This window comes from Mycolicibacterium setense (genome assembly GCF_000805385.1).
Lineage (GTDB): Bacteria > Actinomycetota > Actinomycetes > Mycobacteriales > Mycobacteriaceae > Mycobacterium > Mycobacterium setense.
In genome coordinates, this window is the sequence record NZ_JTJW01000009.1 from 77,211 (window position 1) to 96,291 (window position 19,081).

Genomic DNA, 19,081 nt, shown 5'->3' on the forward strand with positions numbered 1-19,081 from the left:
GCCCACCGGTAACCCGGGCGGATACAACAGTGCGATGACCACCGTCGAGAACGTGACCCGTGTTTTGCCCGGTACGCCGGAATGGGACGACCTGCTGGCCTCGATCGCCGCGGGAGCCAAGGACCGCGACCTCAACGACGAGAATCCCTTCGATCAGGTCGCGGCACTGAAGCGGGCCGGGTTCGGAAGCCTGCGGCTTCCCGAATCCCTCGGTGGTGCCGGATTCACTGTGCCGCAGCTGTTCTCGGCGGTGATCGACGTGGCCAAGGCCGATCCCATCGTGGCCCACATCTTCCGGACCCACTTCTGGTTCACCGAGGAGCGGCTGCGCAGCGCCGACGATCCGGTGTCCAGGCACTGGCTGGACAAGATCGCCGATGGCAAGATCTTCGGCAACGCGTTCAGCGAGAAGGGCTCGCTGGCAGTCGGCAGCCTCGTGTTCAACACCCGGTTGCTGGCCGACGCCGAGACTCCGGGCGCCTTTCGGCTCACCGGCGAGAAGTACTACAGCACCGGCACCCTGTTCTCGGATTATCTGACCGTGACCGCCACCACCGACCACGACTCGGTGGCCAACGTCCTGGTGCCGACCGACCGTGACGGCGTCCGGCTCGTCGATGACTGGGACGGATTCGGCCAGCGCCGCACCGGAACCGGCACCACGACGCTGACCGATGTCGTGGTGGCGGCCGACGAGATCCTGTCCGATACGCCGTACGACGCCGAACCGGTGCCCACCGTGCAGTACGCCGCGTTGCAGTTGTTCATCCATGCCGTGGTCGCCGGCATCCTGGCCAATGTCGTCGATGACGGTGTGGCGCTGCTGCGCTCGCGCGAACGCAACTTCAGCCATGCCGTCACCGAACGGCCCACCGATGATCCCCTGTTGCAACGCCAGCTCGGGGTGCTGGCCAGCACGGCCTATGTGGCGCGGGCCGCGGTACTCGATGCGGCCGCCGCGATCGGGGCCGCCACCGATTCCGCCGTCGACGGGGTGCCCGACCCGCGGCTCGCCGCGGAAGCCCAGCTCAAGGTCGCCAAGGTCAAAGTCCACCTCGATGACGTCGCACCCGAAGCCGCTACCCGCCTGCTGGAACTCGGTGGCGCGAGCGCGGCCTCCCGGCAGCGCAACCTGGACCGGCACTGGCGCAACATCCGGACCATCACGCTGCACAATCCGGTGGCCTACAAGGCGCGGGTGATCGGTCAGAACCTGTTGCACGGCACGCCCGTTCCGGCCAACGCCTACTTCTGATTCCCGGCGATTTGTGTGCGCTTACCGGCGGTGAGCGCCGCTGAACGCACACAAGTCACTGGGTGATCAGGTCGGCCGCCTTCTCGCCGATCAGCACACTGGGCGCGTGGGTGTGGCCGCGGATGAGCGTCGGCATGACCGACGCGTCGGCGACCCGCAACGCATCGATTCCCCGCACCCGCAGTTGCGGGTCGACCACGCTGCGCTCGTCACGGCCCATGCGACAGGTGCCGACCGGGTGGTACAGCGTGTGTGACACCGATTCCAGTGCGCGCGTGAGTGTTTCGTCATCCAGCGTGGACGCGTTCAGTGTTGATGCATTCAGCGGCCTGGCGACCTTGCCGATCACATCCGCCAGCGCCGGAGACCGGGCGATCTCGGCACTCATCCGCAGTCCGGCCATCAATGCGGTGCGGTCGGCTTCATCGCTCAGGTAACGCGGGTCGATGATCGGTTTGTCCATCGGATCGGCCGACCGCAGCGTGATGGTGCCGTGACTGCGGGGCTTGAGGAGGATGGGGCCCATCACGATGGCGTGGCCATACGGGTCGCCGATGCCCTCGTCGAAGAAGGGTGCGGGAGCGAAGATCAGTTCCAGGTCGGGCAGTTCCAGTTCGGGCCTGCTTCGGACGAACCCGTACGCCTCACCGACATTGGAGGTCAGCATGCCCCGGCGCCGCGCCAGATAGTTCACCAACTCGAGCGGCTTCTCGGCGGCGAACAAGCTGTCGCTGCGGACGTCGAATCCCAGCGGAACCACCAGGTGGTCAAGGAGATTGTCGCCGACACCGGGTGCGTGCCGGGCCACCTCGATACCGTGACGGGACAGTTGGTCAGCGTCACCGATGCCGGACAGCATCAACAGTTGCGGCGAGTTGATCGCACCCCCACACAGGATCACCTCGCGGCGCGCCGTCACCACATCCCGGACACCGGCCTTGTCGAATTCGACCCCGACGGCACGGTTCCCGGCGAAAACGATCCGCGTGGCGGTGGCCTCGGTGAGCACGTTGAGGTTGTTCCGCCGCAGCGCCGGTTTGAGATAGGCATCGGCGGTGCTCCACCGGGCACCGCGGCGCTGGGTCACCCTGGTCTCGCAGAACCCGTCGTGCCCGCATTCCTTGGCCGCGGCCAGCCAGGCTGCCGTCGAACTGCGCGGGCTGCGTTGCGCCTCGATCACCAGCGGCCCGGCCTCGATCCGCTTCAGATACTTTTCCAGGCCGGCATAGTTCCAGTCTTCCCCGGCGTGTTCGCCCCACTCGTCGTAGTCGGCGGGAAACCCTGGGACCCACATCATGGCGTTCATCGACGATGAGCCGCCGAGGGTCTTGCCGCGCGGCCAATAGATCTGGCGGCCGCCGAGCTGCGGTTGCGGTTCAGTCAGGTAATCCCAGTCGACCTCGCTGCGGAACAGCTTGGAGAATGCCGCAGGGATATGGATGAATTTGTTGCGGTCGCGCGGCCCGGCCTCCAGTGCCAGCACCGACACGTCCGGCTGTGCGCTCAGCCGGTTCGCCAGTACCGCGCCTGCCGAGCCGGTCCCCACCACGATGTAGTCAGCCTCCACGTGGCGGAGTGTATGGCCCGGCGCGGGCAATCGCGGCTAATTCGCGGTGGCGGTCAGTTCGATGTGATGCGCCGCGCCGACGCTCGCGTACCGCTCCGGGCTGCAGGTCAACACGATGACCTGCCCGTCCCCGCCGACAGCGTCGAACACCGCGCCCATCTTGGTCAGCCGGTCCGGATCGGTGAAGCCGAGCGCGTCGTCGATGATGACGGGCACGCTGTCCTCCTTGGCCACCATCGAGGCGCCGGCCAGCCGCGCGACGATGGCCAGCTGCTCCTTGGCGCCGCCGGACAACGATTCGTAGGGCACTGTCCGCCCGGACAGCGTGCGGGTCCGGATGTTGAGGTCGCTGTCGACGTCGACCTCGAAGTCCTCACCGAACACGAGCCGGCCCAGCCGCTGCACTTCGAGGCGGAACGGATCGGCGTAGCGCTGCCGGGTGGCATCCCGGTGGCGCGCCATCACCGTCCGCAACGTCTCGGCCGCACGGGCCCGGCGGTGCACCCGTAGGTACTCCGCGTGGGCATGTTCGCGTTCGGTCTCGGCGGCATCCAGATGGCCCTTACGTCCCTGAGTGCCGTACACCTTGAGTTGTGCCGCCACCTCCCGCAGCGCCTCGACTGCGGACTCGTGGCGGGCATCCAGCAGCTCGGCGCGGCGGACCGCCTCGTCGAGCGTGGCGGTCACCGAATCGGGTTGGGTAGCCGACAATTCGGTACGCAGCGCGGCGACCCGGCCCGCAGTCGCGGTGGCCTCCTCGTCGGCGGCCTGGGCTTTGACCGCCAACTCGTCGTCGCCGGCCTGGGAACGCTGGACTTCCAACCGGCCGCCGGCCACCGTCAGCTCAGCCTGGGCGGTGGTGAGCTTGTCGCGGAGCACGCTGAGGCGGGTTGTTTTGTCCGCCAGCTTCTTCGCCGCTGCGGCCACCACCTTGCGGCTGGTCTCACAATCGGCCACCGCCTGGCGGTGGGCTGCCACGGCAGTGTCGAGTTCGGTCCGTGCGGTGGCGGCATCGGTAGGCCCGGCCAGATCGAACAACCCGTCCTCGGCGGGCTGACCGGCACGCAATTGCACCAGCCGCGATCGCAGATCAGCCAGATCGTCCTCACCGGTGAGCGCCTCGACCGTGGCCCGCAACCGATCCCGGCTGCCGAGCAGTTCGCGACGCCGGCCGTCGAGGGCACGCGCGGCCTCGACACCGTCGACGCCAGCCGCGGCCAGCGCCGCGGTCAGCACATTCTGCGCCTCGTCGAGGCGGGCCCGAGTCTGCGCGGCGGGCGCTCCCGGCACCACGCGCACCGTGAGCACACCGGGCACGTCGATCGCGGTGTCCGCGGTGGTGTTGACGGACCACGCAGTGCCGGCGTCCAGGGCAACCTGGGCGTCGTCCACCCGGACGTCGAGGTTCTCCGCCGCGACGAGTTCGATTCGCGCCGAGGCGAGTTCAGCCTGTCCTGCCGCACGTTCCACCGCGACCGCGGCCGCCTCGATGGCCCGCATGCCGGTGTCGTCGAGCGTGATCTCGGCGAGTTCGCTAGTGATGCGGTCCAGTTCCCGCGTGCCGGCGTCGATCTTGCTCAGCCGGGCGGCCAACCGATCGGCCTCGTCACGGTCGGTCATGCGCGTCAGCGTGGCGCGCGCGGCCTCTACCCGAAGCTCCTGCTCCTGCGCTGCCGCCCGAGCCTGCTCGGCGGCGGCTTCCGCCGCCTCGTGAACCTCACGCGCCGTAGTGGTCTCACCGTCGGCCACAACCAGGCCGGCCTCCAGCTCGGCGATGGTGGCGGCCCGCTCGTCGAGCTCGGCGCGCAGCCTCCGCCGTTCGGTGAGCGCACCGGCCGATGCCGCCTGGGCCAGTCGGGCCGCCGCAGCGACCATCTCGGCCTCCTTGAGCCGCTGCACGAGAGCGGCGACCGTCTCGGCAGCCTTGCGGGCCGCGGCCAGCCCGGCCCGGGCCTGTTCGCGTTGGCCCGTCAACCCGGTCACCTCGGCGCTCAGTTCGGTATGCCGGCGCACCGCGTCATCGACCTCGGCGACCGCCGCGGCGCACTGCGCCACCGCGCTCTCCGCGGCGGCGAGTCGCTTGGTCACCGTCGCCCACTCGCCGGTGGGCCGGCCGGTCGCGGTGAAGTAGCGCAGATACTCCGCGTCGATGCGTTCGATCAGCAGCGGCTCGTCCCCGGAGAGCGTGACGGCCTCGCCCGCAGCCACATCCAGCGCGCGCGCCAGCGCATCCGAACCCGACAGGTCGACCGGTGCGGTCGAGCCGGACTGCAGCACCCGCTGGGCCTGCCACAGGCTGGTGTCGACGGTCTCGGCGAGCATGGTCAGCACCCGCTCGTGCGCTTCGTCGCCGCTGAGCTGCGCGCGCACCGGCGCCAGCACGGTCAACTGCGTCTCGGCACGCTTGTGGAAGCGTTTGCGGTACATGAAGCGGTAAGGCCCGGTGGAGATTTCGGCCATCACCTCGGCGCCGACGTCGGCATGCGTCGGCTTGACCTGCTTGACTTCCTTCTTGCCCGAGCGGTCCTTGGCCTCCAGCAGCAGATCCAGCGCCTCGATCATCGAGGATTTGCCGATCTCATTGGCGCCGCTGACCACCACCACACCGTGATCGGGAAACTCGATCTCGCGGTGGGTGACGCCGCGATAGTTGGTCAGAACCAGGCGGTGCAGTTTCATGCCGCACTCCCGTTTGCTCTTCGCGCAAGCGGCTCATCGGCGCCCCTATGCACCAGGCGCAGCAGCAGGCCCAGTGCCGCGCGGGCGTCGTCGGCTCCGGCACCCTCGGTGCGGGCGGTGGCCACCAACTCGTCCACCGCGGCCGCCGCGAACCCGCCGATGCCCAGATCGTCGAACTCACCGTCTGCCGGCAGCACCGCGATCTCGGTGTGCCGCTCCCACAGCGTCAGCGCCGCGAACAGCCGGGCGTACTTGTCGAGGCATGCATCCAGTGCAGCCTTGTCCGTCACGGTCAGGGAGCCCGTCAACGCCAGCCGCACCACGGTACGTTCCTTGTCCGGCAACAGATCCAGATTGAGATCCAGGTCCGCCACGTCGCGGTCGGTGTCCACCTCACGACGCAGCGTGACGAACCGCCAGCGGCCCACCCGTTCGGAATCGACCCGGACACCGCGGTGCGGATCGGTCTCATCGATGTCGACCAGCAGCACATGGCCCGGATCGGATTCGATGTCGTCGTAGTTGGTCACCTCGGGTGAGCCCGAGTACCAGACCCGGCCAGTCGATCCGACCTCGGTGCGGGAGTGCTTGTCCCCCAACGCCACATAGTGCACCGCACCGCGCGCCAGGGCATCCTCGACCGCGGCCAGCCGGATCAGCGAGGGCTTGTCCTTGTCCGGGTCGAGGATGTCGACGCCGCCGTGGCCGACCACCACGCGGGTGACACCGTCGGCAGGCAGATCGGCGAGGACGTCCCCGATCAGATCGGAGGTGGGCGCCTTGGACCGCCACGGCGCCGCCACGATCTGCAGCCCGGGCCGCACCTCGTGCACGCCCGCGCGATCGAGGACCACGACGTTGTCCGGGCATTCGGCGGTGAACAGCGCACTGGTGTAGACCGACGCCGCGTCGAGCGGATCATGGTTGCCCGGCAGCAGATAAACGGGCACGCCGATGGCACGCATGGCCTCCAGCGACAAGCTGACCTCACGCGGGGCCAACTGGTTGTGCTCGAACACGTCCCCGGACACCACCACGAACTCCGCACCTGAGGCCGCGGCAACAGGACCCAGGGCCGCCACGGCCTCCCGGCGTGACGCCGAGTAGCGGGGCTGTGCCTCACCGTTCAAGAAGTGACGGGTCATGCCGAGTTGCCAGTCGGCGGTGTGCAGAAAACGCATGGGCCCCGTCCTTTCTCGTCGGCTCATCTTTCGAGCAAGGCGAGTGTAAAACCGGAGGCCGACAAGTCCCGGGACCTGCGGCGGCATGGCCGCGCCCGGGTGCCGATACCGTATGAAGAATGGCTAACCCGATTAGTCCGATCAGAACACTGCTGCTGATGCGCCACGCCAAGTCGGACTACCCCGACGGGGTGGCCGACCACGACCGCCCGCTGGCCCCGCGCGGCATCAGGGAGGCAGGGCTGGCCGGTGAGTGGATCCGGGACAATTTCGGCGCGGTGGACGCCGTGCTGTGCTCGACGGCGACGCGAACCCGTCAGACGTTGGAGCGCACCGGCATCGAGGCGCCCGTGCAGTTCGCCGACCGCATCTACGACGCCAGACCGGGCACCGTGATCGACGAGATCAACGGTGTGGCGTCCCGTTTCGGCTCCGACCCGTCGACGCTGCTGGTCATCGGCCACGAGCCGGCGATGTCCGCCGTCGCCCTCGGCCTCGCCGACGGCTCCAACCGCACTGCGGCGGAGAGCATCTCACTGAAGTTCCCGACCTCGGCGATCGCCATGCTGCGCACCGGCACACCCTGGGACCAGCTGGCACTGGGCGGTGCGACGCTGGTCCGGTTCCACGTACCCCGCTAGGAGTTGGTGGCCAGCGTCAGTTCCATGAGCTTGGTGGCCATCGGGCAGGCATCGATACCAGGGCCTTGCGGATTGACCCACCAACCGACCACACCGGCCGCGTCGCTGGCGACCCCACAGGCGCCGTTGAGACCCTCGGGCCGCATGATGATCGAATCCACACCGGCGATCCGGCGCTGCTCGATCGCATACTGCAGCTTCTCCGCGGTCTGACGTTCGTTCTCGAGGCTGCCCTGCTCGTACCAGAACCGGGTGATGTCGACGAGGCCGGCCGGATTGGCCGCCTGCCAGCGGCACACGGCGCCGACGAAGGTGCTCTGGATGTCGAGCGGGTCGGCACCCACCGTCTTGGCCAGGATGTCCGTGGTCAGGACGTCACATTCCTTGAGCAGGTTCGGGTAGGTCTTCTCGGACTTGTTGTTGCTCGGGCCGCCACTGGAGCCTTCTTTGGCCGCTGTGCCGTCGACCGTGTTGGTGCAACCGGTCAGCCCGACGAACAGCGCCAGCGCGCCCATCAACGGGGCGAGCCCGCGCTTGACTGAATTGCTCCTCGCGTGCGCGGTCATCATTTGGAATTCACAATCGACTGGCGGGTCAGCTCCTTGGCGACCTCGCACGGATCGGGATAGGGCTTCTGGTCGAAGCTCACGGACCACTCGATGAAATCGTCGTCGAACTGGATACCGATCTCACACAGGTTCACGTCGCCGGCCTTGAGCGGGTTCTCCCCGACGGCGATGAAGCCGCCGTGTCCCTCGATGTTGATGTCCTCCACGCTGGTCCGCGACAGCTCCTCGGTCTTGCGTTCACGGCCGATCGGGCTTCCCCGGAACCAGGTGAACGAGAAGTGCGGCCCCAGGATGCTGCCACCCTGCAACCACTGGCAGCCCGACGAATTGGTCGCGGTGTTGACCAGCCCCTGTACCTGGGTCAGCTCGGTCACCGTCTGATCCGTCACGCCGCCGCAATGCGGGAAATGCGGGCCGTGCTCACCTGAGCCACCGGCACTCTGCGTCTCGGTTTTCGGAACCTCAGGGGACGCCGGCTCGCCGGACGAGCAGGCGGCGAACACCGGAACCATTGCCGCAGCCAACACCGCGAAGGCTCTGGCGTGGGCGAATCGTGGCTTGGCGGCCGTGCGGACAGTCACGCCATGCACTGTAGCGGCAACACCTACGCGGTATCCCGACATGCCGACTGACCTGGACTTTCACCGAGGCGGACACGATACGGCCGGACACCGACGACACCGCGCCGGTGTGCGAGAGTAGCCAGATGCTCTGGGCGCTGCTGCGACAGTACGTGCGGCCGTACCGGCGGCTGCTCGCGGTCGTCGCGACCCTCCAGGTGATCAGCACCCTGGCCTCGCTGTACCTGCCCACGGTCAACGCGGCCATCATCGACGACGGAGTGGCCAAAGGCGATACCGAACGAATCGTCGAACTCGGCGGCGTCATGCTGGGTGTCACCGGTCTGCAGGTGGCGTGTGCGATCGGGGCGGTGTTCTTCGGATCGCGCGCGGCCATGAGCTTCGGCCGCGATCTGCGCTCGGCGATCTTCCACCACGTCACCACGTTCTCGGCGGAGGAGACCGCGCGGTTCGGCGCCCCGTCGCTGCTGACCCGCACCACCAACGACGTCGGTCAGATCCAGCAGCTGCTCCAGATGACGGCCACCATCCTGATCACCGCACCGATCATGTCGATCGGCGGAATCCTGATGGCACTGCACCAGGACGCCGGGTTGTCGTGGCTGCTTCTGGTCAGCGTGCCGGTGCTGGCGCTGACGAACTACTGGATCATCAGGCACCTGATGCCGATCTTCCGCCGGATGCAGCGGTTGATCGACGGGATCAACCGGGTGATGCGCGATCAGCTGTCCGGTATCCGGGTGATCCGCGCCTTCGCCCGCGAACCGGTCGAACAGCGCCGCTTCGCCGACTCCAGCGGGGCCCTGTCGGCCACCGCCCTGGAAGCCGGACAATGGCAGGCGCTGATGCTGCCGGCCACCACCCTGGTGATCAACGTCTCGAGTGTCGCTCTGATCTGGTTCGGCGGGCTGCGCATCGACGCCGGGCACATGCAGGTGGGTTCCTTGATCGCCTTCCTGGCGTACTTCATGCAGATCCTGATGGCCGTGCTGATGGCGACGGTGCTGGGGGTGATGCTGCCGCGCGCGTCGGTGTGTGCCGAGCGGGTCACCGGAGTGCTGGCCACCAGGCCGCGGATCACCAGCCCGGCCGACCCGGTCCGTCTGCCGGGCCTCACCGGCGAGATCGACTTCGATGCCGCGTCATTCAGCTATCCCGGCGCCGACCGGCCTGTGCTGCAGCAGGTTTCGTTTCACGCCCGGCGCGGCACCACGACGGCAGTCGTGGGTTCCACCGGTTCGGGCAAATCCACCCTGCTGGCGATGATCTGCCGGTTCTACGACGTCACCTCCGGTGCGGTCCGAGTCGACGGTGTGGATGTCCGCGAACTCGATCTCGAACAGCTGTGGGCGACCATCGGTCTGGTCCCCCAGCGCGGCTACCTGTTCTCCGGGACCATCGCCGAGAACCTGCGCTACGGGGCCGCGCCGGGACAGGAACTCACCGAGGAACAGATGTGGGAGGCGCTGCGCATCGCCGCGGCCGACGACTTCGTGCGCGCCCACCCCGACGGGCTGGAACGCCCGGTGGCCCAGGGCGGCATCAATTTCTCGGGCGGGCAGCGACAGCGGCTGGCGATCGCGCGGGCCGTGATCCGCCGACCCGCGATCTACCTTTTCGATGACGCGTTCTCGGCGCTCGACGTACACACCGATGCCCGCGTGCGGGCCGCACTGCGCGAGGTGTCCGCCGACGCCACCGTGGTGATCGTGTCGCAACGGATCTCGACCGTGATCGAGGCCGACCAGGTGGTCGTGATCGAAGACGGCCGCGTCGTCGGCGTGGGCACCCACGAGTCCTTGCTCGCCGATTGCCCCGCCTATGCCGACTTCGCCGCATCGCAGGCGATCACCGCCGGAGACCCGCGATGACCGGCCCCGTGCTGCGCCGCAGCGGGACGCCCGCTCCCCCGGTGGAGCGCACCCGCGACTTCCGCGGCTCGGCCGTGCGCCTGCTCAAGCGCCTGGTGCCGCAACGTGGTCTGGCCATCTCGGTGGTATTGCTCGGCGTGGCCGGTATCGCCATCGGGGTGATCGGGCCCCGGATTCTCGGCCACGCCACCGACCTGCTGTTCAACGGCGTGATCGGACGTGAGTTGCCTGCGGGGATGACCAAGGAACAGGCGATCGCCGCGGCCCGGGCCCGCGGCGACACCACGTTCGCCGATCTGCTGTCGGGGATGAACGTCATCCCCGGCCACGGCGTGGACTTCCCGGCGGTAGCCCGGACTCTGGCCTTGGCGCTCGGCCTGTATCTGCTTGCCGCGGCCTTGGTTTGGCTGCAGGCCAGATTGCTCAACGTGACCGTGCAACGCACGATGGTGGCGCTTCGGGCCGATGTCGAGGACAAGCTGCACCGACTTCCGCTGTCCTACTTCGATTCCCGTCAGCGCGGTGAAGTGCTCAGCCGGGTGACCAACGACATCGACAACATCCAGGGCTCGGTGTCCATGACCGTCAGCCAACTGCTGACGTCGGTGCTGACAGTCTTCGCGGTGCTGGTGATGATGCTGACCATCTCGCCGCTGTTGGCGCTGCTGACCGTCGTCACGGTGCCTTTGTCCCTGTGGGTGATCCGCTGGATCACCCGCCGTTCGCAACCGCTGTTCGTCGCGCAGTGGCGCAACACCGGGCGCCTGGCCGCCCACATCGAGGAGACCTACAGCGGTTTCACGATCGTGAAGACCTTCGGCCACCGGGAGGCGGCACAGCAGCGCTTCGACGAACTCAACGACGAGGTCTACCGGTCCAGCATCGGGGCGCAGTTCTTCTCGGGACTGGTGGGCCCGGCGACGAGTTTCATCGGCAACCTCAGCTATGTTGCCGTCGCCGTGGTGGGCGGCCTGCAGGTGGCGACGGGGCAGATCACGCTGGGCAGCATCCAGGCGTTCATCCAGTACGTGCGGCAGTTCAACCAGCCGCTGGGCCAGGTGGCCGGGATGTACAACACTCTGCAGTCCGGGATCGCCAGTGCCGAGCGTGTTTTCGAGCTGCTCGATACCGAGGAAGAATCCCCCGAACCGGCACCGGCCCTGGAAATCCGCAGTGGCCGCGTCGAATTCGACCGGGTCAATTTCAGTTATCTGCCGGGCACCCCGGTGATCGAAGACCTGTCACTGGTGGCCGAACCGGGCAGCACCGTGGCGATCGTGGGCCCCACCGGGGCAGGCAAGACGACGTGCGTGAACCTGCTGATGCGGTTCTACGACGTCGATTCCGGCCGGATCCTGGTCGACGGTGTGGACATCTCGACGGTGAGCAGGCAGTCACTGCGGTCCTCGATCGGCATGGTGCTGCAGGACACCTGGTTGTTCGGCGGCACCATCTACGACAACATCGCCTACGGCAGGCCCGATGCGACCGCGGACGAGGTGCTCGAGGCGGCCAGGGCGGCGTATGTGGACCGGTTCGTGCACACCCTGCCGAACGGGTACGACACCCGCGTCGACGACGACGGTGGTGCCATCAGCGCCGGGGAGAAGCAGTTGATCACGATCGCCCGGGCGGTGCTGGCGCGTCCGCGGGTGCTCGTGCTCGACGAGGCGACCAGCGCGGTGGACACCCGCACCGAGCTGCTGATCCAGCAGGCGATGGCCGAGCTGCGCCGCGACCGGACGAGTTTCATCATCGCCCACCGCCTTTCGACGATTCGCGACGCCGACCTGATCCTGGTGATGGATGCCGGCCGCATCATCGAACGCGGTACCCATGCGGAGCTGATGGCAGGGCACGGCCGGTATTGGGAGATGACCCAGGTTTAGCCTCCAGATTCCGTTACAAATTGTAGTGTCGGTGTAATGACGACCAGTACCGTGCACACGTTCTGCCGGTACTGCCTGGCCTCCTGCGGCCTGGAGGTGACGGTCGAGGACAATCGCGTGCTGAAGATCGCCGCGGACAAACTCAATCCGCACACCTGGGGTGATTTCTGCGCGAAGGGCCGCACTGCCGGTCAAGTGGTGGAACATCCGCGCCGCATCCTGGCGCCGATGCGCCGGGTCGGTGACACCTACGTCGAGGCCAGCTGGGACGAGGCGATCGGCGACATCGCGCAGCGGATGAACCGCATCATCGACACCGGCGGTCCGGATGCGGTCGCCGCCTATTACGGAAATCCGGCCGGATATTCGTCGTCGAATCTGGTGTTCATGAACGCCTGGCTGGACGCCGTCGGCACCTACAACCGCTACGCAGTCGGATCGGTGGACCAGAACGCGCTGCACGTGGTGGCCGAGGCCATGTACGGATCACCGTTGATGGTGCCGGTGTCCGATGTCGACAATTGCGACTACTTCCTGATCGTCGGTGCCAATCCGGCTGTGAGCGCGTGGAATTGGGTCGAATCGGTGCCGGGCGGCTGGCGCCGCGCGCTGGCCCGCCAGAAGCGGGGCGCCCGCATCGTGGTGGTGGACCCGATCCGCACCGAGAGCGCGCAGGCGGCGGATCTTCATCTGGCGGTACGTCCGGGCGAGGACTGGGCGCTGCTGCTGGCGATGGTCAAGGTCATCCTCGACGAGGGACGCGAGCACCGGGCCGATTGCACCGAACTGGCCACTGGAGTGCCCGACCTACGGGCCTTGGTCGCCGATGCCGACCTCGACGATCTGGCCACCCGCTGCGACATCGCCCGCGATGAGATCGAGCGGGTGGCGCGCGAATTCGCCTCGGCGCCAGGGGCCATGGTCATCACCCGCACCGGGGTGTCACTGCACACCGCGGGCACGGTGGCCGAATGGCTGGGTCACGTGCTCAACCTGATCACCGGTCGGATGGACCGTCCCGGCGGGCGCCGTTTCGAACCGGGCTACGTCGACACCCTGCGGTTGGCCGGACTGGCAGCCACCCGGCCGCACACCAGCCGGGTGGCCGGACGCGATCTCGTGGCCGGCGCGCACGCGCTGGCCGAGCTGCCCGACGAGATCACCACACCGGGTCGAGGCCAGATCCGTGCGCTGCTGATCAACTCCGGGAATCCGGTGATCTCGGGGCCCGACGGGGCGAGGCTCGATGAAGCCCTGTCTCAGCTGGACCTGCTGGTTGCCATCGATCTGGTGCAGCGCGAGAGCCACCGGCATGCGCACTGGCTGCTGCCCGCGGTGCATTGGCTGGAACGCGACGATCTGCTGGCCTTCACCAGCGGCATGCACGACGAACCGTACGTGCAGTACGGCGGGAGGGCCGTCGAGCCGCCGGCCGGCGCTCGCGAGGAGTGGGAGATCTTCGCCGACCTGGCACTGGCGATGCGCCGTCCGCTGTTCGGCGCCAAAGGATTCAACGCATTCGTCCGCGCCACGCGCTGGCTGGCGGCACGGACCCGGCGGCCTGGATATTCGTTCGGTCCGCACTGGATGGACCGTCTGATCATCCTGACGTCGCGCAAGATCGACGGGCACAAGCTCACCTGGCGTGAGCTGAAGGCGCATCCACACGGCCTGGTACTCGGGCCCCGGCGGTTCGGCCGGTTCCGCGATGCGTTGCGAACCCCGGACCACAGAGTCCATGCGGCGCCGGCTGAATTCGTGGCGCGGGCCCGGGAACTGCTCGCCACGCCGGACCCCGGTGCGCCGGAAGGTTTCCCGTTCCTACTGGGCAACCGGCGCCGGCGGCATTCGATGAACTCGTGGCTGAACGAGTTGCCCGGCCTGCATCCGGGCGGCAGGGACAATGAGGTGCTGCTGCACCCGTTGGACGCCGCGGCACTGGGCATCGCGCCGGGCGACCGGGTGCGGGTGTTCTCACCGGTGGGCCGAGTGGAGGTGACGGCCGCTCTCAGCGACCGGCCCCGCCGCGGCGTGGTGGTGCTCGATCACGGTTGGGGCTCAGGCGTTTTCGATCCACACCACGGAGGCGCACCGGAATCCTACGGGGTCAACCGCAACCTGCTGGCTGACCGGACGTCGATGGATCCGCTGTCGCAGACCTCGGCGCTGGGCTCGGTGTACGTCGGGATCGAGCGACTCTAGACGCCGGGGCCCTCTGCGCGCAGATCGTCGACTGCCTTCATGGCGTCGCGCAGCTTGTCCAGCCACTCGTCGGTGTGCTGGCCGACCAGCCGCACCGACCAGGCCAGCGCATCGGAGCGAGAACGGGCCACGCCGGCGTCGACCAATGTGTCGAGCACCTGCCGTTCGGGCTGCTTGAGTCGGGTCATCACCGGTACGGCGATGTGGGTGAACAGGATTCGCTCCGGCTCGCCCTCGCCCGTGTCGATCTCCACGCCCCAGGAGACCTTGCGGTCGAACCGGCCCTGCGCCTCGTCCGCGATGCGCATGCGTTCGCTACGCGTCTCTTCCCGGAACCGTGAGGCCCGTCCGGAGGCGCGTGCCTTGGTCTCGGAACCTTCGGGGTCGGGCAGTCTGCCGATCACGGTGATCTCTTCACGGTCCACGATCACGGTCGGATCGCCGGTGAACCAGGCCTCGGGCAACCGGCCCGCGAACCATTCAGCGGCTTCCTCCGCGGAGCGGCGGTGGTGTTGATATTTCGTCATGATTACATGATTACACCGTTACACCGCTGATAGGGTGGCGTTCACCACCGGCGAACGTGGGTTCTCCGCGGCTGTGCGGTCAGTTGCGCTTGAGCAACAGCGCGGCCCCGCCGGCCAGCACCAGGGCTACCAGTAGCAGCCCTGCCCATCCGGGACCGGCCAGCCACCACACGGCACCCAGCACGATGAGCGCCGGTGACACCGCGAACAGCACCATGCCGGGGTGCTGCTTGAAGACCGCGAGCGCACCCTGAGCACGGATCGGGTCGATTTCCTTTGCCATGCGACAAGAATGCCAGGGCTTTGCCGCGTCCGTGACTTGTAACCTGGTGTCGATTTCGACTCGACCAGACGATTCAAGGAGACACCGTGAGCGCACCCGGACAACCCGGCTGGCTGCCCGACCCCGAAGGCCGCTACGAGTACCGGTGGTGGGACGGTCAATCCTGGACCGACCAGGTCTCCCACCAGGGCCAGGCCGGCCGCGCGCCACTCGGGGGTGCACCGCAACAGCCGCAGCAGCCGCAACAGCAGCGACACCCGCAGCAGTCCCAGCCTCAGACCCACGCACAGGCACAGGGCGACGGGTTCGCCGGGATCAGCGGAGACCTGGTCGACGGACGGTTCAGCGAGAAAGAGGCGACGCCGATCGCCAACCAGAACAAGAAGATGCTGCGCGTGCGCCTGGGCGAACCGTTCATGGCCCGGCAGGGCTCGATGGTCGCCTATCAGGGCAACGTGGACTTCGCCTTCGAGGGTGGTGGCGCCTCGAAGTTCATCAAGAAGGCCCTCACCGGGGAAGGCCTTCCTCTGATGCGCTGCCAGGGCCAGGGCGATGTGTTCCTCGCCGATCAGGGTTTCGACGTCCACATGCTGCAGCTGTCCAACTCGGGCCTGTCGATCAGCGGCAAGAACGTGCTGGCCTTCTCGTCGAGCCTGGACTGGAACATCGAGCGGGTCCGCGGCGGCAGCATCGCCACCGGCGGCCTGTTCAACACCACCCTGCGCGGCACCGGGTGGGTAGCGCTGACCACCGACGGCCCGCCCGTGGTGCTCAACGCCGCCGAGGCGCCGACCTTCGCCGACACCAATGCGGTGGTGGCCTGGTCGGCCCACCTGCAGACGCAACTCAAGACCAGCTTCAAGGCGGGCGCGCTGATCGGCCGGGGTTCCGGTGAAGCCGTGCAGGTCGCATTCCACGGCAACGGCTTCGTGATCGTGCAGCCGTCGGAGGGCGTCACGGTCCCGATGCAGTGACCGACATGTTCGGCGCCAGCCGGCCGCCGTCCCGCATCAGCACGTAGAGCGCCGCCGCGGACACCAGCCCGATTGCAGTGAGGCCCAGCCACACCAGTTCGGCCAGGCCCGCGGCGCGCGCAGCGCCGATCAGGGAGCCGGTGGCCACGTTGCCCAGCAGGATCCCGATGCCGACGACCGTGTTGTAGAACCCGTAGTGGGTCGCCACCAGCCGATTTCCCGACAACGCCACGACGGTGTCCATCTCGAACGGGAACACCGCGGCCGAGCCGAGGGCTAGCAGCGCCGAGGAACCGAGCAACGCGGCCACCGCGGCGGCGTCGCCGAACCGGTCGCCGTCGGGCACCACGGCCATCGGGACGAACGCCGCAGCCAACACCAGCAGGCCCACCACGAGGCTGCGACGGGATCCCCAGCGGTCGGAGAACCACCTCGTGATGCGCAACTGGCCGCCCACCGCGATCAGCCCCGATATCACGAACACCGCTGCCACCAGGGCAGTTTCGTTCCCTGGTCGCAGCGCGGCCGCTTGCAGCGGCAACGCCAGGTACACCTGGAAGGACAGCACGTAAGAGCCGATCATCGCCACCGCGAACAACAGGAACCCGCGGTTGGCGACGACGCCGCGCCAGTCGTCGAGGACCGACGTACGTTCGGCCACGGGTTCGGCGCGATGCCGCGGGAGCGCCAGCAGCTGAGCCACCGTGAGCACCGCGAAGACCCCTGCCGCCACCGCTGCCGTCACCCGGAAATCGAAGGCCAGCAACGCCATTCCCGCGAGCGGGCCCAGCAGGATCCCGGCCTGGTAGAAGACGTTGAACGTGGCGAAGGCCTCGACGCGCCGGTCACCGGCATCGGCGGCGAGATACGCGCGCACCGCCGGGTTGAACAGCGCCCCGGCGAAACCTGTTGCTGCCGAGGCGATCAGCATTGCCGGCAGCGAATCCGCGACAACGAGAAGGCCGAACCCCGCGGTGCGCAACAGACACCCGGCGACGATCAGCGGCTTGTAGCCCAGCCGGTCGGCCAGCGTGCCGCCGACGATGAACATGCCCTGCTGGGAGAAGTTGCGTACGCCGAGTACCAGGCCCACCGCCCATGCCGCCAGGCCGAGCGGCCCCGCCAGATAGCCGGCCAGATATGGCATCAGCATGTAGAAGCCGAGATTGATGCCGAATTGGTTGACCATCAACAGCCGGCTGGGCAGGTCGAAGCTGCGGAACTGCGTGATGAGCCCACTCATCGGCGCACCGCCGTCGGGTCGACGACTGTCTCGCACCGCGTCCAGGTCTGCACCACGCGGTCGCCCGGATCGACGATTGTCTCCGGTTCATCGGCCGGTTGGTGGTCGAGCAGTCCGAGCTCACGGCAGTAGTCGTCGTTGTACACCGTGTCGAAATAGCGCTGCGGTCCGTCGGGGAACACCGCGGCGATCGTGGTGTCCGCCGGGTGGTTTCGCGCTGCCCATCCCGCGACCAGACCGACCGCGCCGACGCTCCAGCCCCCGCTGGCGTAGTACGTCGACGCCAGCGTCCGGGCCGCCCACACCGCGTCGGCCGGCGCGACCCAGTGCACCTCGTCGAATGCGGCGTAATCCACGTTTCGGGGATAGATGCTCGAACCGAGACCCCGCATGACGCGCGTCGCGGCAGGTTGACCGAAGATCGTCGACCCGATGGTGTCCACCCCGATCAGGCGCATATTGGGGTTGAACTCGCGCAGCACCCGCGCCACCCCGGCCGAATGCCCGCCGGTGCCGACGGAGCAGACCAGCACGTCGACATGGCCGATCTGGGCATTGAGCTCCAGCGCCAGCGGCCGGTAGGCCTCGACGTTGTCGGGGTTGTTGTACTGGTCCGGGTACCAGGCGTTCTCGTCAACCGCGAGCAGTTCGGCCACCCGGTCCCGCCGGGCCTGCTGCCAGCCCCCGGTGGGGTGTGGTTCGGTCACCGTCGAAACGTGGGCACCGTAGGCGGTCAACATGCGCTCGATGATGGGTTCCAGACCGGGATCGGTCACCACCGTCACCGGGTGGTGATAGATCGTCCCCGCGAATGCGAGGCCCAGACCCAATGTGCCGCTGGTTGATTCGATGATTCGGCCGCCCGGCTTCAGGTCGCCGCGGGCGCGGGCCTGCTCGACCATGTACATGGCGGGCCGGTCCTTCATGCCGCCGGGGTTGAAACCTTCGAGTTTGGCCCAGAATCCGTGCCCGGCATCGGCGAACGGAGTGGACACCCACAGGGTGGGAGTGTGACCGACCATGGTGTTGGGACCGCGGTTTCGGCGCAGTACGTGAAATGAACGGGTGGACAGGGCATGGTTCATCGATTTGCCGTTTCTGTACCTCGGAGCCGCGCTGCGCGCGGCAACTGACCTGGACAGCGTTGGGGCAGCCACGCATTGAGCGCAGGCCCCGTGCCCGAGATCAGCGGCGCGCGATACAGATCCGGATCAGAAGTCTTTGGCCGGCAAGGAGAACACCACGTTGGTCCGGCGGCCCCCGCTGTGACCACACCACGGCGCACCCGCACAGCAGCGCGCAGCCGACGATGAAGCCCACCACCGACAGCGTGGCGGCAGTGGCGGTGCCCCGTGGCAGCACCGCGGCGGCGAAAGCGTCCGGTGTGTGCGAAGCCGGGCTGTCACCGATGTGCGGGTGGTCCAGCATCATCAGTTCGGCGCCGTCGCCGATAGCAGCAGAGACCGCGTGAGGCAGATGCGTCGGGTGATCGTGGTTCGCGGATTGCCACTGGCCGGCAAGGCCGGCGACCCACACGGCGATCACCATCATGGCCGCCAGCCGTGACAGTGAAAGCATGCGAGACTCGCGTGACATCACGATGTTTCCGATTGTAGCGA

Annotated in this window: 16 protein-coding genes; 6 read left to right on the forward strand and 10 right to left on the reverse strand. The window is 67.8% G+C overall.

Translation table 11 applies throughout. The features are described 5' to 3' along the window. Window positions 1-34: 34 nt before the first annotated feature. Window positions 35-1,255 (forward strand): acyl-CoA dehydrogenase family protein, encoded by a 1,221-nt coding sequence (locus QQ25_RS23010; RefSeq protein ID WP_039323524.1) that lies wholly within the window; start codon window positions 35-37, stop codon window positions 1,253-1,255. A gap of 55 nt (window positions 1,256-1,310) precedes the next feature. On the opposite strand, the gene QQ25_RS23015 is transcribed toward QQ25_RS23010, so the two are convergent. The 3 genes from QQ25_RS23015 to QQ25_RS23025 are packed head-to-tail and all read right to left on the reverse strand — an operon-like array spanning window position 1,311 to window position 6,682. Beyond that, window positions 1,311-2,822: a GMC family oxidoreductase gene (locus QQ25_RS23015; protein ID WP_039381301.1), complete on the reverse strand. Its 1,512-nt coding sequence runs from the start codon at window positions 2,820-2,822 to the stop codon at window positions 1,311-1,313. A 36-nt stretch (window positions 2,823-2,858) separates the two neighbouring features. Then, on the reverse strand, window positions 2,859-5,501 hold the full coding sequence (locus tag QQ25_RS23020; RefSeq protein ID WP_039381302.1) for an AAA family ATPase: 2,643 nt from the start codon (window positions 5,499-5,501) through the stop codon (window positions 2,859-2,861). After that, window positions 5,498-6,682, reverse strand: a complete 1,185-nt coding sequence (locus QQ25_RS23025; RefSeq protein WP_039381303.1) for a metallophosphoesterase family protein — start codon at window positions 6,680-6,682, stop codon at window positions 5,498-5,500. Before QQ25_RS23025 ends, QQ25_RS23020 begins: the two co-directional genes overlap by 4 nt. Window positions 6,683-6,801: 119 nt before the next feature. Between QQ25_RS23025 and QQ25_RS23030 the strand changes: the two genes are divergently transcribed. Continuing rightward, the gene (locus QQ25_RS23030) at window positions 6,802-7,323 is read left to right on the forward strand and encodes a SixA phosphatase family protein (RefSeq protein ID WP_198530853.1); all 522 of its coding nucleotides are present in this window, start codon (window positions 6,802-6,804) and stop codon (window positions 7,321-7,323) included. Here the strand turns inward: QQ25_RS23030 and QQ25_RS23035 are convergent. Both QQ25_RS23035 and QQ25_RS23040 read right to left on the reverse strand, forming a co-directional pair. Further along, window positions 7,320-7,838, reverse strand: coding sequence for a DUF3558 domain-containing protein (locus QQ25_RS23035; RefSeq protein WP_234706196.1), 519 nt, complete (start codon window positions 7,836-7,838; stop codon window positions 7,320-7,322). The genes QQ25_RS23030 and QQ25_RS23035 overlap by 4 nt on opposite strands. Before the next feature lie 50 nt (window positions 7,839-7,888). After that, window positions 7,889-8,482: a DUF3558 domain-containing protein gene (locus QQ25_RS23040; protein WP_064871005.1), complete on the reverse strand. Its 594-nt coding sequence runs from the start codon at window positions 8,480-8,482 to the stop codon at window positions 7,889-7,891. A gap of 116 nt (window positions 8,483-8,598) precedes the next feature. On the opposite strand from QQ25_RS23040, the gene QQ25_RS23045 reads away from it, so the two are divergent. The 3 genes from QQ25_RS23045 to QQ25_RS23055 are packed head-to-tail and all read left to right on the forward strand — an operon-like array spanning window position 8,599 to window position 14,435. Then, a complete protein-coding gene (locus QQ25_RS23045; protein ID WP_039381306.1) occupies window positions 8,599-10,344 on the forward strand; it encodes an ABC transporter ATP-binding protein in 1,746 nt (581 codons plus the stop codon). Beyond that, a complete protein-coding gene (locus QQ25_RS23050; RefSeq protein ID WP_039381307.1) occupies window positions 10,341-12,233 on the forward strand; it encodes an ABC transporter ATP-binding protein in 1,893 nt (630 codons plus the stop codon). The genes QQ25_RS23045 and QQ25_RS23050 overlap by 4 nt, the downstream gene beginning before the upstream one ends. Before the next feature lie 36 nt (window positions 12,234-12,269). Next, window positions 12,270-14,435 carry a molybdopterin-containing oxidoreductase family protein gene (locus tag QQ25_RS23055; RefSeq protein ID WP_039381308.1) on the forward strand — a complete coding sequence of 722 codons (2,166 nt, stop codon included), beginning with the start codon at window positions 12,270-12,272 and terminating at the stop codon, window positions 14,433-14,435. Here QQ25_RS23055 and QQ25_RS23060 read toward each other — a convergent pair. Together QQ25_RS23060 and QQ25_RS23065 are read right to left on the reverse strand one after the other, a co-directional pair. Continuing rightward, complete coding sequence (locus QQ25_RS23060) at window positions 14,432-14,962, reverse strand: ATP-binding transcription factor AbmR (protein WP_039381309.1); 531 nt, start codon at window positions 14,960-14,962, stop codon at window positions 14,432-14,434. The two genes, QQ25_RS23055 and QQ25_RS23060, sit on opposite strands and share 4 nt — an antisense overlap. A gap of 79 nt (window positions 14,963-15,041) precedes the next feature. After that, complete coding sequence (locus QQ25_RS23065) at window positions 15,042-15,245, reverse strand: hypothetical protein (protein ID WP_039323535.1); 204 nt, start codon at window positions 15,243-15,245, stop codon at window positions 15,042-15,044. Window positions 15,246-15,331: 86 nt separating this feature from the next. Between QQ25_RS23065 and QQ25_RS23070 the strand changes: the two genes are divergently transcribed. After that, entirely contained in the window at window positions 15,332-16,219 is an 888-nt protein-coding gene (locus QQ25_RS23070; protein ID WP_039323536.1) for an AIM24 family protein, read from the forward strand. Here QQ25_RS23070 and QQ25_RS23075 read toward each other — a convergent pair. From QQ25_RS23075 to lpqS, 3 genes are all read right to left on the reverse strand, one after another. Beyond that, window positions 16,200-17,462, reverse strand: a complete 1,263-nt coding sequence (locus tag QQ25_RS23075) for an MFS transporter (RefSeq protein WP_039324422.1) — start codon at window positions 17,460-17,462, stop codon at window positions 16,200-16,202. The two genes, QQ25_RS23070 and QQ25_RS23075, sit on opposite strands and share 20 nt — an antisense overlap. After that, complete coding sequence (locus QQ25_RS23080) at window positions 17,459-18,547, reverse strand: PLP-dependent cysteine synthase family protein (protein ID WP_039381310.1); 1,089 nt, start codon at window positions 18,545-18,547, stop codon at window positions 17,459-17,461. The genes QQ25_RS23075 and QQ25_RS23080 overlap by 4 nt, the downstream gene beginning before the upstream one ends. Window positions 18,548-18,647: 100 nt before the next feature. Continuing rightward, a complete protein-coding gene (gene lpqS / locus QQ25_RS29815) occupies window positions 18,648-19,058 on the reverse strand; it encodes a putative copper homeostasis (lipo)protein LpqS (protein WP_131546208.1) in 411 nt (136 codons plus the stop codon). Window positions 19,059-19,081: the final 23 nt, after the last annotated feature.

What these genes read in the sequence shown, in the direction of transcription:
- QQ25_RS23010 (WP_039323524.1), top strand. Translation starts at nt 35, where the DNA reads ATGACCACCGTCGAGAACGTGACCCGTGTTTTGCCCGGTACGCCGGAA.
- QQ25_RS23020 (WP_039381302.1), bottom strand. Translation starts at nt 5,501, where the DNA reads ATGAAACTGCACCGCCTGGTTCTGACCAACTATCGCGGCGTCACCCAC.
- QQ25_RS23025 (WP_039381303.1), bottom strand. Translation starts at nt 6,682, where the DNA reads ATGCGTTTTCTGCACACCGCCGACTGGCAACTCGGCATGACCCGTCAC.
- QQ25_RS23030 (WP_198530853.1), top strand. Translation starts at nt 6,802, where the DNA reads ATGGCTAACCCGATTAGTCCGATCAGAACACTGCTGCTGATGCGCCAC.
- QQ25_RS23035 (WP_234706196.1), bottom strand. Translation starts at nt 7,838, where the DNA reads ATGGGCGCGCTGGCGCTGTTCGTCGGGCTGACCGGTTGCACCAACACG.
- QQ25_RS23045 (WP_039381306.1), top strand. Translation starts at nt 8,599, where the DNA reads ATGCTCTGGGCGCTGCTGCGACAGTACGTGCGGCCGTACCGGCGGCTG.
- QQ25_RS23050 (WP_039381307.1), top strand. Translation starts at nt 10,341, where the DNA reads ATGACCGGCCCCGTGCTGCGCCGCAGCGGGACGCCCGCTCCCCCGGTG.
- QQ25_RS23055 (WP_039381308.1), top strand. Translation starts at nt 12,270, where the DNA reads ATGACGACCAGTACCGTGCACACGTTCTGCCGGTACTGCCTGGCCTCC.
- QQ25_RS23060 (WP_039381309.1), bottom strand. Translation starts at nt 14,962, where the DNA reads ATGACGAAATATCAACACCACCGCCGCTCCGCGGAGGAAGCCGCTGAA.
- QQ25_RS23065 (WP_039323535.1), bottom strand. Translation starts at nt 15,245, where the DNA reads ATGGCAAAGGAAATCGACCCGATCCGTGCTCAGGGTGCGCTCGCGGTC.
- QQ25_RS23075 (WP_039324422.1), bottom strand. Translation starts at nt 17,462, where the DNA reads ATGAGTGGGCTCATCACGCAGTTCCGCAGCTTCGACCTGCCCAGCCGG.
- QQ25_RS23080 (WP_039381310.1), bottom strand. Translation starts at nt 18,547, where the DNA reads ATGAACCATGCCCTGTCCACCCGTTCATTTCACGTACTGCGCCGAAAC.
- lpqS (WP_131546208.1), bottom strand. Translation starts at nt 19,058, where the DNA reads ATGTCACGCGAGTCTCGCATGCTTTCACTGTCACGGCTGGCGGCCATG.